A 14219-nucleotide genomic window follows, 5' to 3' on the forward strand; every position below is an offset into this window, starting at 1 on the left:
CCTCGTCGTCTGTGCCGTCGAGATCAGCTCGCGTCGAACTCCCGCGCAGCGAGAGCGCGGACGACGCCGGCCCTGCCCTCGATCACCAACCGTCGAAGTGCGGGTGGCAGATCGCCGTCGAGGAACTCGTCCGCGGCCGCCAGTGACTGCTCACTGATCGACCAGGACGGATACAGCCCGATCACCACGGTCTGCGCGACCTCGCTGGATCGACGAGACCACACACCTTCGATGGCGTCGAAGTAGCGAGCGACATACGGTTCGAGCAGCTCGCCCTGACCTGGGCCGGCGAAGCCGCCGATGATCGAGCGAGCGGTGATGTTCGGCACCGCGTCGTCGTCGACCACTGTGGTCCACGCCTGTTCCTTGACCTCCGCGCTCGGGCGTGCAGCACGTGCCGCCGCAGCCGATCGAGCCCCGGCAGCGGTGTTGTCCTTGCCCGCCTCGGCGTCGATGACCGGCGATTCGAGTCCATCCGCGTCGATGGCCCCGGCACCGGCCAGGGCAGTGACGATGCGCCACCGCAGATCGGTGTCGACTCCCAGACCGGACAGGGACTGACCGTCGACGTCACCGTCGAGCAATGCGCGCAGCACCTCGACGTGGCGATCGCCGAGTTCGATGCCGGTGAGGGCGTTGACGAAGGCCAACTGGTGATCCGAGCCTGCCTCGGCCCCGCGGGCCAGCTCGAGCAGAGCGTCGGCGAACTCGGGGGTACCGTGTTCGGCTGCCCACGCCGGATCGGCGTAGCTGGTGATGGCGGTCTGCGCTTGAAGCAGAAGACGTTGCACCACACCCACTTCCGTCTCACCGCCGATTCCGCGCTGGACGAGGGCAACGAAGTCTCGCGCCTTCATCTCGGCGGATCGAGTCATTTCCCAGGCCGCCGACCACGCAAGGGTGCGGGGGAGTGGTTCGGCGATGTCGCCGATTCGGGAAAGCAGGACCTCGAGTGAATCCGGGTCCAGACGCACCGCGCAGTACGTCAGGTCGTCGTCGTTGACCAGAACGAGCTTGCCGCGCGAGACACCCACCAGCGCGTCGACATTCGTCGACTCGGCAGCATCGAGGTCGAGTTCGACGCGGTCGGTGCGCACCAGCTTGCCGTCGACGTCGTCGTAGATGCCGACCGCGATGCGGTGTATGCGATGCTCGCCCGCACCCGGGGCCGCACCGGTCTGCAGCACCGAGAAGCGGGTGAACTTGCCGTCGGCGTCGACGTCGAAATCCGGGCTCAGGGTGTTCAGGCCGGTGGTGCGCAGCCACTGGGCGCCCCAATCGGACAGATCGCGTCCCGACGACTTCTCCAGTGCTGCAAGGAGATCCGAGAACGTGGCGTTGCCGAAGGCGTGATCGACGAAGTATGCCCGCAAGCCGGCGAGGAAGTCCTCCTTACCGACGTACGCCACCAGTTGCTTGAGCACACTGGCACCCTTGGCGTAGGTGATGCCGTCGAAGTTGACCTCCACGGCCGCGAGATCGGGAATGTCGGCGGCGATGGGATGCGTCGACGGCAGCTGGTCCTGGCGGTACGCCCAGGCCTTCTCGACGTTGGCGAAGGTGGTCCACGCGTTGGTGTACTCGGTTGCCTCGGATTGGCACAGCACCGAAGCGAACGTCGCGAACGACTCGTTGAGCCACAGGTCGTCCCACCACGTCATGGTCACCAGGTCGCCGAACCACATGTGTGCCATCTCGTGCAGCACGGTCTCGGCGCGCCGCTCGTACGAGGCGCGTGTCACCTTGGACCGGAAGACGTAGTCCTCGAGGTACGTGACGGCACCGGCATTCTCCATCGCGCCGGCATTGAACTCGGGCACGAACAGCTGGTCGTACTTTCCGAAGGCATAGGGAGTGCCGAAGTTCTCGTGGTAGAAACCGAAGCCCTGCTTGGTCTCGGTGAACAGGCGCTCCGCGTCCATGTGCTCGGCAAGCGATGCGCGGCAATAGATTCCGAGGGGAATGGTGCCGTGGTCGTCGGTGTACGAGTCGGTCCACTCCGCGTACGGCCCGGCGATCAGCGCGACGAGGTAGGTGCTCATCGACGGGGTCGTGTCGAACACGTGCTCGCCCGCTGCAGGCTCGGCGGCGTGCGCGGCATTGGAGATGACGGCCCAGCTCTCCGGCGCGGTGACCTTCACATCGAAGGTGGCCTTGAGATCGGGCTGATCGAAGCAGGCGAACATGCGCTTGGCATCGGCGGTCTCGAACTGCGAGTACAGGTAGACCGAATCGTCGGACGGGTCGACGAAGCGGTGCAGACCTTCTCCGGTGTGCGAGTAGAGGCAGTCGGCGTCGATGACGAGCTCGTTGTGCTCGGCCAGATTCTCGAGTGCGAGGCCCGTCGACTCGTCGTAGTTCGCGGTATCGAGACCGGTGCCGTTGAGCGTCGCGGAGCGGATCGTGCTCGCGATGATGTCCACGAAAGTCGACGCCCCGGCGGTGGCCGCGAACGTGATGGTGGTGAGCGAGCGGAACGTCTTCTCGCCCGGATTGCCCTCGCCGTCGGTGAGATCGAGAACGATCGCGTACTTCGTTTCCCCGATGATCGCCGAACGTTCGGAGGCTTGGTCACGCGTCAGGTTGGGAGCAACCACTTCAGTCGACACCTCTTCGTGTAGTTATGGATAGTGCCGTCCATCCCATCACGTCACGCGTACCCCGCGCTGGCCGACGGGCCGTGCGGAATGTCTGCGCGGTGTGCGGTTGTTACGCAATGAAGACACGATGACCTCGACTTCCAAGGAGTAGGACAGTGGCCGGTTCAGGACAGAAAGACACTGCGGATTTTTGGTTCGACCCACTGTGCCCGTGGTGTTGGATCACCTCGCGGTGGATTCTCGAAGTGCAGCAGGTGCGAGACATCGATGTGAACTTCCACGTCATGAGCCTGGCAGTGCTCAACGAGGGCCGCGATCTGCCCGAGGAGTACGCCGCGATGATGAAGAAGGCCTGGGGGCCGGTCCGCGTTGCGATCGCCGCAGCCAAGCTGAAGGGTGACGAGATCCTCGACCCGTTGTACGCGGCCATGGGAACGCGAATTCACAACGAGGGCAACAAGGATTTCGACGTCGTGATCGCGGAGTCGTTGGCGGAACTGGACCTGCCCGGTGACCTGGCGAAGGCCGCCGAGAGCACCGACCACGACGAGGACCTGCGGACCAGCCATCACGCAGGTATGGACAAGGTCGGACCCGATGTCGGCACCCCGACCATCCACGTCAACGGCGTGGCCTTTTTCGGCCCTGTGCTCTCCCGAATCCCACGGGGCGAAGAGGCAGGCAAACTGTGGGACGCATCGGTGATCTTCGCGTCGTACCCGCACTTCTTCGAGCTCAAGCGCAGCCGCAACGAGGACCCGCAGTTCGACTGATCGCGCCGCCCCTCGTGCGTGGAAACTCGTAGCAGGAGTAGAGCTTTCACTCACGAGGGGGCGCTAGGCCACGATTCGATCCTTGCCGTCCGCGGTACCGAACGTCAGATGCTCGCCGAGGTGGAAGCGTCGCGCCGACCACGCCGCTGCGGCCGCGTCGAGGAAGTCGTCGACGGCGGGTCCTGGCGGCAGATCCGCCAGATCGACGTGTTCGCTCCATCGCATCATCGAGGCCAGTCGTTGTCCGACACCGCGGCCGGTCTTCTTCGACGAGAAGACCGTCGCCGGGGACATGGCCCGGAACGAGCATTCGGGATGTACCTCGATGTACCTGTTCCGATCGACGTCCGCATTCCGCCACGCCTTCACCGACGGCAGGATGTACCACGTCTGCTTGCTGATCGCCTTGCCGGTGAGCTGCCGAGAGACGGCACAGGCTTCGGGATACGACTCGGCGTCGAGCACGCCTGCGACCGGCGTGTGGAAGATGGAATTGCGCGCCGTACCGAGAAACGTCTTCGCCTCCAGTTCGCTGACGCGATAGCGCTGCTCGGGCAACGACAGCGGCATGTCGACGCCCACCCGAGCGCAGTCCCGTGTCACCTCGAGCACCTCCGTCACCGACGCGCACGCGGTCCACGTCAAGGTCGTCTCGGCCAGAACCGCGACCACCCACGCGCCTTTCGCGCCGTCCACACCGGCGAATTTCTCGGCTTCGGAGTTCACCTGTCAGACTCTAGGCATGCGCGTATACCTGGGTGCCGACCACGCCGGCCTCGAGTTCAAGAATCAGATCATCGAACACCTGACGGCGACCGGGCACGAGCCCGTCGACTGCGGTGCCTTCGACTACGACCCCGTCGACGACTACCCGGCATTCTGCATCGACGCAGCACGTCGCGTCGTCGCCGACCCGGGTAGCCGCGGCCTGGTGCTCGGCGGTTCCGGCAACGGTGAGCAGATCGCTGCCAACAAGGTGCCGGGCGCTCGCTGCGCGCTGGCGTGGAGCGTCGAGACCGCCAAGCTGGCCCGCGAGCACAACGACGCTCAGCTCATCGGCATCGGTGGCCGCATGCACACCCTTCCCGAGGCCCTCTCCATCGTCGACGCCTTCCTCGGCACTCCGTTCTCGGGCGAGGAGCGCCACCAGCGCCGCGTCGACATTCTGTCCGAGTACGAGCGCAGCGGCGAGGCACCCGTCGTGCCGGGAAAGCCCGAGTAGGTGCCCGAGGGGCACACTCTGCACCGACTGGCTCGGTTGCATCAACGTCGGTTCGGCGGGGCACCGGTCGAGGCGAGCAGTCCGCAGGGGCGCTTCACCTCCGGTGCCGCGTTGATCGACGGTCTCGTACTGGAGAAGGCCGAGGCCTGGGGCAAGCATCTGCTGCACCGATACGAGTCGGATCTGATCGTGCACATCCACCTCGGCCTGTACGGGAAGTTCACCGAACAATCTGTGCCGCTGAACGATCCGGTGGGTGCAGTGCGGTTGCGAATGGTGGGGGAGAAGTACGGAACCGACCTGCGCGGACCCACTGCCTGCGAGATCTACACCGAGGAGCAGGTCGACGCCCTGGTGGCGCGCCTGGGACCGGACCCCCTGCGCAAGGACGCCGACCCGGATGGAGCGTGGGCGCGAATCTCCAAGTCGCGCACGGCAATCGGAACCTTGCTGATGGATCAGAAGGTGCTCGCCGGAGTCGGAAACGTCTACCGCGCCGAAATCCTGTTCCGCCACGAGATCAACCCGATGCGACCGGGCAAGGACCTCGATCGAGCGGAGTGGGACGCGATCTGGCTCGACCTCGTGGAACTGATGAAGATCGGTGTTCGACGCGGTCGCATCATCACCATCCGGCCCGAGGACGATCACGGCGACACCTACGGTGCGCGGCGACCGCGCTCGTACGTCTACCGCAGGCAGGGATATCCCTGCCGGGTGTGCGGTGCCGACATCCTGCACTCGGTGATGCAGGCGCGAAATCTGTTCTGGTGCCCGGTCTGTCAGGCGACCTGAGCGATTCAGAAGCCGAAATCGCCCAAGCCGCCGCCGATGTCGTCCCCGCCCCCGCTGTAGTCGTCCCCGCCCCCGCTGTAATCGTCGCCGCTACCGCCGTCCGAACCGTCGGCCCCCGTCTCGCCGCCGGCCGCGGTCTCGGCCGGAACGCCGGCCATGCCGGAGAACATCGCCGAGAACAGGAACATCGATCCCATTCCCCATGCACCGGCGACGAGGGCGGGACGCCACCACGGCTCGGAGTACCAGCCCGCGGGCACCGGACGGCCCGCGACACGGCCACCCGGGTAGTAGTTGGGGGTGCGATCGGACGGATCCGGTGATGCCGCGATCTCACGGCCCTCGAAGTCGACCTTGCGTTCCTCGGTGACGCGCCCTGCCTGTTGCTGGCCGTCGATGCCCTGCACCTCCGGGCCGGGATCCATGCCCATGGCCAGTCGTGCGGCGCGGATGTAATAGAGGCCCTCGAGCGCGGTCTGTTTGGCCAGTCTGGCTTGTTCGGGGGTGGTGGCCTGGTCGATCTGCGAACCGGCAGCGATGTTGCGTTCGGATGCATCGGCCAGGGCCTGCTTGGACGGTGTGTCGGTGCCGATCAGGTTGTAGACCTGACCGCCCAGGCGTTCGATCGACTGGCGGGCATCGGCCTTGGCGTCGGCCAGCGCGGTTTCGGCCGCCGCAGCCGAGTTCTTCTTGCTGCGCAGGACCAACAGGGCCACTGCGGCGACGACGATGACGATCAGGATTATTTCCACTGCGGGCCTTCCGCCGACGGTGCATGCCCGGTTGTACGGACAATTCGGACACCGTCCAGAGTACGCGGACACGAAAAAGCCCCGCACTGACAGTGCGGGGCCTCTCGATGGAGCCGATGACGAGAATCGAACTCGCGTAGCCTGTTTGGAAGACAGGGGCTCTACCATTGAGCTACATCGGCGTGCAAACAACAGTCGTGGGATCGCCAGTTCCGTCGCCTGCGTTTCAAGACTGTACCCAACGCCGACGCAGGATTCCAAACCGGCCCGCCGCGACCGGTTCCGCCGAACGTCATCGGTGGGGCGCCCATGGGGGGCTACTATCGGTTGCTGTTCAATGGTGTGGGTACGACGGGGTGTGGCGCAGCTTGGTAGCGCATCCGCTTTGGGAGCGGAGGGTCGCAGGTTCAATTCCTGTCACCCCGACAAATGAGGGCCGCAGGCACGGTTCGCCGTGTTCGCGGCGAGCGAGGTAAGACCGCAAGCCAGCACCGTAAGCACCACCAGCAAGCAAGAATTACCCAAAGGAGCATGTTCCGTGAAGAGCACCGTCGAGCAGCTGAGCCCGACGCGAGTCCGTATCAACGTTGAGGTGCCCTTCGAGGAGCTCAAGCCTGATTTCGACCGCGCGTACAAGGCTTTGGCTCAGCAGATCCGCCTCCCCGGCTTCCGTCCCGGCAAGGCTCCGGCCAAGTTGCTCGAAGCGCGCGTCGGCCGCGGGGCAGTTCTCGAGCAGGTCGTCAACGACGCTCTTCCCGCCCGTTACTCCGAGGCCGTGACCAACGAGAAGGTCAAGGTCATCGGCCAGCCCGAGATCGAGATCACCAAGATCGAGGACGGCACCGAGCTCACGTTCACCGCCGAGGTCGACGTTCGTCCCGAGATCGATCTGCCCGACTACTCGACCATCAGCGTCGTCGTCGATCCGCTCGAGATCAAGGACGAGGCCGTCGACGAGCAGCTGCAGTCGCTGCGCCAGCGTTTCGGCACCCTGACCGGTGTCGATCGTCCCGTCCAGTCGGGCGACTTCGTCTCGATCGATCTCTCGGCCACCGTCGACGGCGAGAACGTCGAAGAGGCAACCGCGAGCGGACTGTCCCACGAGGTCGGCTCCGGCCAGCTCATCGACGGACTCGACGACGCGATCATCGGCGTCTCCGCGGACGAGTCGAAGGAGTTCACCTCGACCCTGGTCGCCGGTGAGTACGCAGGCAAGGAAGCCGTTGTCACGGTCAAGGTCGTGTCCGTCAAGGAGCGCGAGCTGCCCGAGGCCGACGACGAGTTCGCCCAGCTGGCCAGCGAGTTCGACACGTTCGACGAACTGCTCGCCGACCTCAAGACGCGCGTGGAGCGAGTCGCGAAGGTCGAGCAGGCCGGTCAGATCCGCGACAAGGTGCTCGAGACCCTGCTCGACACGCTCGAGATTCCGGCTCCCGAGGCCGTCGTCAAGGCCGAGGTCGATTCCCAGGTGCACGAGGCCATTCACGGCCTCGACCACAACGAGGAAGCACTGGCCGAGCTGCTCGAGTCGCAGGGTTCGAGCCGCGAGGAATTCGACAAGGACGTCAAGGAAGGTGCCGAGAAGTCGGTGCGTACCCAGCTCCTGCTCGATGCGATCGCCGAGGCCGAGAACACGCAGGTCGGGCAGGAAGAGCTCACCGAGCGGATCATCTTCCAGGCGCAGCGCTACGGCATGCCGCCCGAGCAGTTCATTCAGCAGGTGCAGCAGGCCAACCAGCTCGGTGCCGTGTTCGCCGATGTCAAGCGCGGTAAGGCGTTGGCTTCGGTCGTCGAGCGCGTCAACGTGACCGACACCACCGGCGCGACCGTCGACACCGCAGAGCTGTTCGGCAGCCCCGCGGATGCTCCCGACGAGGTCGAAGCAGCAGATTCTTCCGAGGGCGAACAAGAGAAGTAACGCTCACAGCGAACGACGGCGGTTCCGGGACTCCGGAGCCGCCGTCTTTCGTTAGTGTCTGTGTCAGGAACCAACGATTTGTTATGGAAAAGGCAGGTACCGTGACTGTTCAGAATCCGGCGGCTTCGCACCAGCAGAGTCCCGTCATGACTTCGGCTGCAGCAGGGCTGAATCTCAGCGACTCCGTGTACGAGCGTCTGCTTCAAAACCGCATCATTTTCCTCGGTACCCAGGTCGACGACGACATCGCCAACAAGTTGTGCGCTCAGATCCTGCTGCTTTCGGCCGAGGACCCCACTCGCGACATCGCGCTGTACATCAACTCGCCCGGTGGCTCGGTCACCGCGGGTATGGCAATTTTCGACACGATGGAATTCGCCGAGTGCGACATCGCGACCTACGGAATGGGTCTGGCGGCCTCGATGGGTCAGTTCCTGCTCTCGGCCGGTGCCAAGGGCAAGCGTTACGCCCTGCCGCACGCGCGCATCATGATGCACCAGCCCTCGGCCGGTATCGGCGGCAGCGCCTCCGACATCGCCATCATGGCCGAGCAGTTCGCGCACACCAAGCGCGAGATGGCAGAGCTGATCGCCCTGCACACGGGTCAGACCGTCGAGCAGATCACCGAAGACTCCGATCGTGACCGCTGGTTCACGGCGCAGGCCGCCAAGGAATACGGGTTCGTGGATCACGTCGTCAGCCGTGCGCGGCAGGCCGGCGGAATCGGCGAGTAATTCGGCCGCTCCCGGCGACCCTCGATCACTTACATCTTGGAGAAACGATGACAAACCTGTTCGACCCCAATCAGCTGCCGTCCTCCCGATACATCCTGCCCTCCTTCGTCGAGCACTCCAGCTACGGCGTGAAGGAATCGAACCCGTACAACAAGCTGTTCGAGGAGCGCATCATCTTCCTCGGCGTCCAGGTCGACGACGCGTCCGCCAACGACGTCATGGCGCAGCTGCTGGTGCTCGAGGGCCTCGATCCCGATCGAGACATCACGATGTACATCAACTCGCCCGGTGGATCGTTCACCTCGTTGATGGCGATCTACGACACGATGCAGTACGTCCGTGCCGATGTCGCGACCGTCTGCCTCGGCCAGGCTGCGTCTGCCGCGGCCGTCCTGCTCGCCGCCGGCACTCCCGGTAAGCGTGCAGCACTGCCCAACGCACGCGTGCTGATTCATCAGCCTTCGAGCGGTGGAATTCAGGGCCAGGTGTCCGACCTGGAGATCCAGGCCGCCGAGATCGAGCGCATGCGTCGACTCATGGAGACCACCCTCGGCCGCCACACCGGCAAGGATCCCGACGTCATCCGCAAGGACACCGATCGCGACAAGATCCTCACCGCGGAACAGGCCAAGGACTACGGGATCATCGACACCGTGTTCGAGTACCGCAAGCTCTCTGCCCAGAAGTAGCAGAGCGACTACCACCGGTCGGACCGTGTAGGTCCGGCAGAACTATCCGACGCCGGGTGTGAGTGCAGAACTCCACCCGGCGGTCGCGATCGGCGACCCGAATGGCGCAATCGGTGAAATCGGGTGGCGAATCACCGGAAACAACCCGCCCATGTTCGGCGAACACGGGTACCGTCGCATCCAAGAACTCGGTCGACCGAAGTCGGCATGACGACAGACCGAGAAGTAGCCCACGAAGGTTTCGGCCACACCCGGTCGGCGTGGGTCGTACGCGGACAAGGAAGTAGGAACCTCCGAATGGCACGCATCGGTGACGGTGGCGATCTGCTGAAGTGCTCCTTCTGCGGCAAGAGCCAGAAGCAGGTCAAGAAGCTCATCGCTGGACCAGGGGTGTACATCTGCGACGAGTGCATCGACCTGTGCAACGAGATCATCGAAGAGGAATTGGCCGAATCGAGCGAAGTCAAGCTCGACGACCTCCCCAAGCCCTCCGAGATCAAGGACTTTCTCGAGAACTACGTGATCGGTCAGGACGCTGCCAAGCGCACGTTGGCCGTCGCGGTCTACAACCACTACAAGCGCATCCAGGCCGGTGACAAGGCGCGCGACGTACGAGGCGAATCCGTCGAACTGGCGAAGTCGAACATCCTGATGCTCGGACCGACGGGGTGCGGAAAGACGTACCTCGCGCAGACCCTGGCGAAGATGCTCAACGTGCCCTTCGCCATCGCCGACGCCACCGCCCTCACCGAGGCCGGATACGTGGGCGAGGATGTCGAGAACATCCTGCTCAAACTGATCCAGGCCGCGGACTACGACGTCAAGCGCGCCGAGACCGGCATCATCTACATCGACGAGGTCGACAAGATCGCTCGCAAGAGCGAGAACCCGTCGATCACGCGCGACGTGTCCGGCGAAGGCGTGCAGCAGGCGCTGCTCAAGATCCTGGAAGGAACGCAGGCCAGCGTGCCGCCGCAGGGCGGTCGTAAGCATCCGCACCAGGAGTTCATCCAGATCGATACCACCAACGTGCTCTTCATCGTGGCCGGTGCGTTCGCCGGACTGGAGAAGATCGTGTCCGATCGGGTCGGCAAGCGCGGACTCGGATTCGGAGCCGAGGTTCGCTCCAAGGCCGAGATCGACACCCAGGATCACTTCGCCGAGGTCATGCCCGAGGATCTGATCAAGTTCGGTCTGATTCCCGAGTTCATCGGTCGACTGCCGATGATCGCGTCGGTGACGAATCTCGACAAGGAATCGCTCGTGACGATTCTGTCGGAGCCGAAGAACGCGCTGGTCAAGCAGTACCGCCGCTTGTTCGACATGGACGGCGTCGAGCTCGAGTTCACCACCGAGGCTCTCGAAGCAATCGCCGACCAGGCGATTCTCCGCGGAACCGGTGCCCGTGGACTGCGCGCCATCATGGAGGAAGTTCTGCTGCCGGTGATGTACGACATCCCGAGCCGCGACGACGTCGAGAAGGTCGTCGTGACTGCCGAGACGGTGAACGACAACGTGCTGCCGACCATCGTGCCGCGCAAGCCCGAGCGTCCGGAGCGCCGCGACAAGTCTGCCTGATACGGCCGATCGACCTGCTGGACAACGACGAATCCCCGACCTCATCCGCGAGGTCGGGGATTTTTCGTTCTCGTCGTAGTCAGCCGATGATCACGGCATGCGCACCGGGGGCGTCGGTCATGGCGGGAAATCGGCTCGATACCAGCGGGTCGTGGCCGGGTACGAAGATGCCGGGGTCGGCGGCGAGCTCACGGATTCGATCGAAGGCTCCGTACATGTCCGGCAGCGCGTGCAGGATCGCGAAGGGGCTGTCGTCCTCGATGTTCTCGTAGAAATGACTGGCGTCCGAGGCCAACACCACCGGGCCACGGTCGGTGTGCACTCTGACCACCTGCATGCCTGCGGTGTGTCCGCCGACGGCGTGGACCGACAGCCCTGGGAACAGGTCGAGATCGCCGTCGACGAGATCGAGCCGAGTGCCGAGATCGGCGGTTCGGATGTGCTCGGTGTCGGCCTGCGAGTGCAACCACTGTTCTCGGGTGATGCGGGCGGCCCACGGCCCGGTCCAGTATTCGAGTTCTCGGCGCTGCACCACGTATCGCGCAGACGGGAGATCCGCGACGACCCCGGTGTGGTCGTAGTGCAGGTGGGTCAGGATGCACGTGTCGACGTGATCCGGTGTCAGTCCCAGTTCGCCGAGCAGTTCGATGGGTGACCCGTGATAGTCGAGCCCGTCCATCGATTCGGCTGTGGACCGGGACATTCCGGCGTCGATCAGCACCGTGCTGGTCTTCGAGACAGCGAGCCACACGTAGTAGGCGACCGTCTGGCTTTCGGTGCTGCGCTCGTCGCGTTGGTGAAAGAGATTGCTGCGCAATGCCGTTCGACTGGCATACTGCAGGGCGAGCACCGTCCAGGTGCCCGCCGCTGCAGGTCGAAGTGCGTCGATCACGATCTCGGTCAGACCGACGCGGCGCGTGCGCTGTCGGTGGTGCGAGTCCGAAGACCGAGCTCGTCGGTGGGGGTACGGAAGGTCTCCTTCGACGTGGCGACGATGACGACGTTGATGGTGCAGAAGACCGCGGTGACGATCGCGACGGGCAGCCACGCGCCGACCTCGGCTCCGGCGATCGCTCCTGCGATGGTCGGCGCGAATCCTGCGATGGCGAAGCCGATCTGGGTTCCCAGTGCGGTTCCGGTCAGGCGAACCCGGGCCGGGAACATCTCACCGTAGAACGAGGGCCAGACGCCGCCGGTGGCGCTGTGCACGAAGCCGAACATCACGATGCCGAAGACGAAGATCAGGACGTAGTTGCCGCTCGAGATCGACCACAGGTAACCGAACATCAGGATCGCGCAACCGATGGAGCCGAACAAGAACACCGGCTTGCGGCCGATGCGATCCGACAGGGCACCGAAGAAGGGCAATGCGAAGAGGGCGACGACGTTGGCGAGAACACCGACCCACAGCATCGGGGTGCGCTCGAGGCCGACGGTGTTGACGGCGTAGGACAGCGCGTAGACGGTGAAGATGGTGCTGACCGAGGCGATCATGGCGGCCAGCATGACGCGAACCACGGCCGGTCGATGCTCGCTGAGAAGTTCGGTCACGGGCAGGCGCTGCGGTTCGGTGGACGCCACTTCTTCCTCGAAGACCGGGGTCTCGTCGAGCGAGCGGCGGATGACGAAGGCGGCGACGACGACGAAAGCGCTGAGGAAGAACGGGATTCGCCAACCCCAGCTCAGCAGTGCTTCCTCGGGGAGCATGGCGACGGGCAGGAACACTGCGGTGGCGAGAATCTGCCCGCCCTGGGTGCCGCTGAGGGTGAAGCTGGTGAAGAACGCGCGCCTGTCGTCCGGGGCGTGTTCGAGCGTCATCGAGTTGGCTCCGGCTTGCTCACCGCCGGCCGAGAATCCCTGGCACAGGCGAAGCAGCACCAGGATGATGGGCGCGGCGATGCCGATGGATTCGTACGAGGGCAGGACGCCGACGCCGAGGGTGGCGATACCCATCAGCAGGACGGTGGCGACCATGACTTTCTTGCGTCCGTAGCGATCACCGATGTGGCCGAGGACCAGTGCGCCGAGCGGCCGTGCGAGGTATCCGACGCCGAAGGTGGCCAGGGCCAGCAGGGTTCCGGTCGCCGGGTTGGAGCCCGGGAAGAACACGCGGCCGAAGACCAGTGCGGCTGCGGTGCCGTAGATGAAGAAGTCGTAGTACTCGAGGGCGCTGCCGACCCATGCGGCGGTCGCCGCTTTGCGCGGGTTCGCCCCGGGGCGAAGCGGCGTCGGGTGGGAGCCAGGGGTGTGCGAATCCATCGTTCTCGTGTCTCTCTTCGTGGGGCGGGGGAGCTCGGGCGCTGGTCGACGACGCTTTCTCGGCGATCGGACCGCTAATGTACTAAATGGTTAACACCGGGTGCCCCTGAATACTGAACGTGATCCATGCCACGTGTCAACCCCCGAAGTGACGAGACCTACCGCGCAAACGCGAAAATCAGCGAGAAGGCGTGGTCAGGAACGCGATGATCATGTCGCCGAGCATTGCGCGCAGGCGCTCTCGATGCTGGGGATCGGTGAGGTCGCGGCCGAAGAGGGCTTCGAAGGTGTACCGGTTCGACAGACGGAACACGCAGAAGCTGCTGATCGTCATGTGCACGTCGAGGGCATCGACGTCCGTGCGGAAGACCCCGTCGGCCTGTCCACGCTCGAGGATGCTCGACAGCAGTTCCGCGGCGGGATTGCCGAGGTTGCTCAAGGCCTCGGATCTGGAGATGTGTTCGCCGCGGAGGATGTTCTCGGTGGAGACCAGGCGGATGAAGTCGGGATTCTCCTCGTGATGGTCGAACGTCAGGGAGGCGATGGCGCGAATGGCTTCGACCGGTCCCAGGCCCTCGACGTCGACGTCTCGTTCACGCTCGCGAATGCGCAGGTACGACCGTTCGAGCACGGCCTTGTACAGGCCTTCCTTGTCGGTGAAGTAGTAGTACAGCATCCGCTTCGTCGTATGCGTGCGCTCGGCGATCTCGTCGATGCGCGCCCCGGCGAAGCCCTTGTCCGCGAACTCCTCGGTGGCCACCTCGAGGATGTTGTGCCGGGTCAGGTCGCTGTTGCGTCGACGCTTGACGGTGGGTCCACTGCTGTCGTCGGACGTGTCGGTTGCGCGCGGAGCCATGGATCAACTCTATCGGCACCGATTGCGGCAAAAGGGTTGGGCG

The 14219-nt window shown here is 64.6% G+C and carries 13 protein-coding genes and 2 tRNA genes; 8 read left to right on the forward strand and 7 right to left on the reverse strand.

What is annotated here, in order from left to right:
* Window positions 1–23 precede the first annotated feature (23 nt).
* Window positions 24–2597, reverse strand: coding sequence for an aminopeptidase N (gene pepN, locus R4P47_RS19975; protein WP_317785543.1), 2574 nt, complete (start codon window positions 2595–2597; stop codon window positions 24–26).
* A gap of 158 nt (window positions 2598–2755) precedes the next feature.
* Between pepN and R4P47_RS19980 the strand changes: the two genes are divergently transcribed.
* Window positions 2756–3373, forward strand: a complete 618-nt coding sequence (locus R4P47_RS19980) for a DsbA family protein (protein ID WP_068052542.1) — start codon at window positions 2756–2758, stop codon at window positions 3371–3373.
* A 63-nt stretch (window positions 3374–3436) separates the two neighbouring features.
* Here R4P47_RS19980 and R4P47_RS19985 read toward each other — a convergent pair whose 3' ends face one another.
* Complete coding sequence (locus tag R4P47_RS19985) at window positions 3437–4099, reverse strand: DUF429 domain-containing protein (protein ID WP_317785544.1); 663 nt, start codon at window positions 4097–4099, stop codon at window positions 3437–3439.
* Window positions 4100–4115: 16 nt separating this feature from the next.
* Between R4P47_RS19985 and R4P47_RS19990 the strand changes: the two genes are divergently transcribed.
* The gene (locus R4P47_RS19990) at window positions 4116–4595 is read left to right on the forward strand and encodes a ribose-5-phosphate isomerase (RefSeq protein ID WP_283347289.1); all 480 of its coding nucleotides are present in this window, start codon (window positions 4116–4118) and stop codon (window positions 4593–4595) included.
* Entirely contained in the window at window positions 4596–5390 is a 795-nt protein-coding gene (locus tag R4P47_RS19995; RefSeq protein WP_094640231.1) for an Fpg/Nei family DNA glycosylase, read from the forward strand.
* A 5-nt stretch (window positions 5391–5395) separates the two neighbouring features.
* Here R4P47_RS19995 and R4P47_RS20000 read toward each other — a convergent pair whose 3' ends face one another.
* Window positions 5396–6142 carry a hypothetical protein gene (locus tag R4P47_RS20000; protein WP_094648545.1) on the reverse strand — a complete coding sequence of 249 codons (747 nt, stop codon included), beginning with the start codon at window positions 6140–6142 and terminating at the stop codon, window positions 5396–5398.
* A gap of 108 nt (window positions 6143–6250) precedes the next feature.
* Window positions 6251–6324 (reverse strand) — tRNA-Gly (locus R4P47_RS20005).
* Window positions 6325–6494: 170 nt separating this feature from the next.
* On the opposite strand from R4P47_RS20005, the gene R4P47_RS20010 reads away from it, so the two are divergent.
* The 5 genes from R4P47_RS20010 (at window position 6495) to clpX (ending at window position 11061) form a co-directional block, all read left to right on the forward strand.
* Window positions 6495–6568: transfer RNA gene (locus tag R4P47_RS20010), tRNA-Pro, on the forward strand.
* 112 nt (window positions 6569–6680) lie between these two features.
* Window positions 6681–8060: a trigger factor gene (gene tig, locus R4P47_RS20015; RefSeq protein WP_094640229.1), complete on the forward strand. Its 1380-nt coding sequence runs from the start codon at window positions 6681–6683 to the stop codon at window positions 8058–8060.
* Window positions 8061–8143: 83 nt separating this feature from the next.
* Complete coding sequence (locus tag R4P47_RS20020) at window positions 8144–8794, forward strand: ATP-dependent Clp protease proteolytic subunit (protein WP_082898933.1); 651 nt, start codon at window positions 8144–8146, stop codon at window positions 8792–8794.
* A 47-nt stretch (window positions 8795–8841) separates the two neighbouring features.
* The gene (locus R4P47_RS20025) at window positions 8842–9483 is read left to right on the forward strand and encodes an ATP-dependent Clp protease proteolytic subunit (protein ID WP_008715342.1); all 642 of its coding nucleotides are present in this window, start codon (window positions 8842–8844) and stop codon (window positions 9481–9483) included.
* A 297-nt stretch (window positions 9484–9780) separates the two neighbouring features.
* Window positions 9781–11061: an ATP-dependent Clp protease ATP-binding subunit ClpX gene (gene clpX / locus R4P47_RS20030; protein WP_032394600.1), complete on the forward strand. Its 1281-nt coding sequence runs from the start codon at window positions 9781–9783 to the stop codon at window positions 11059–11061.
* A gap of 79 nt (window positions 11062–11140) precedes the next feature.
* Here clpX and R4P47_RS20035 read toward each other — a convergent pair whose 3' ends face one another.
* From R4P47_RS20035 to R4P47_RS20045, 3 genes are all read right to left on the reverse strand, one after another.
* Entirely contained in the window at window positions 11141–11953 is an 813-nt protein-coding gene (locus tag R4P47_RS20035; protein ID WP_317532800.1) for an N-acyl homoserine lactonase family protein, read from the reverse strand.
* Between the two features lie 8 nt (window positions 11954–11961).
* On the reverse strand, window positions 11962–13320 hold the full coding sequence (locus R4P47_RS20040; RefSeq protein WP_149406248.1) for an MFS transporter: 1359 nt from the start codon (window positions 13318–13320) through the stop codon (window positions 11962–11964).
* 178 nt (window positions 13321–13498) lie between these two features.
* On the reverse strand, window positions 13499–14176 hold the full coding sequence (locus tag R4P47_RS20045; RefSeq protein ID WP_317785545.1) for a TetR/AcrR family transcriptional regulator: 678 nt from the start codon (window positions 14174–14176) through the stop codon (window positions 13499–13501).
* Between the last annotated feature and the right edge of the window lie 43 nt (window positions 14177–14219).

Source organism: Rhodococcus sp. IEGM 1370 (genome assembly GCF_033142325.1).
Lineage (GTDB): Bacteria > Actinomycetota > Actinomycetes > Mycobacteriales > Mycobacteriaceae > Rhodococcoides.

Bases quoted from the DNA above. Each gene is read 5' to 3' on its own strand.
- R4P47_RS19990 (WP_283347289.1), top strand. From the start codon at position 4,116: ATGCGCGTATACCTGGGTGCCGACCACGCCGGCCTCGAGTTCAAGAAT.
- R4P47_RS20020 (WP_082898933.1), top strand. From the start codon at position 8,144: ATGGAAAAGGCAGGTACCGTGACTGTTCAGAATCCGGCGGCTTCGCAC.
- R4P47_RS20025 (WP_008715342.1), top strand. From the start codon at position 8,842: ATGACAAACCTGTTCGACCCCAATCAGCTGCCGTCCTCCCGATACATC.
- clpX (WP_032394600.1), top strand. From the start codon at position 9,781: ATGGCACGCATCGGTGACGGTGGCGATCTGCTGAAGTGCTCCTTCTGC.
- R4P47_RS20040 (WP_149406248.1), bottom strand. From the start codon at position 13,320: ATGGATTCGCACACCCCTGGCTCCCACCCGACGCCGCTTCGCCCCGGG.
- R4P47_RS20045 (WP_317785545.1), bottom strand. From the start codon at position 14,176: ATGGCTCCGCGCGCAACCGACACGTCCGACGACAGCAGTGGACCCACC.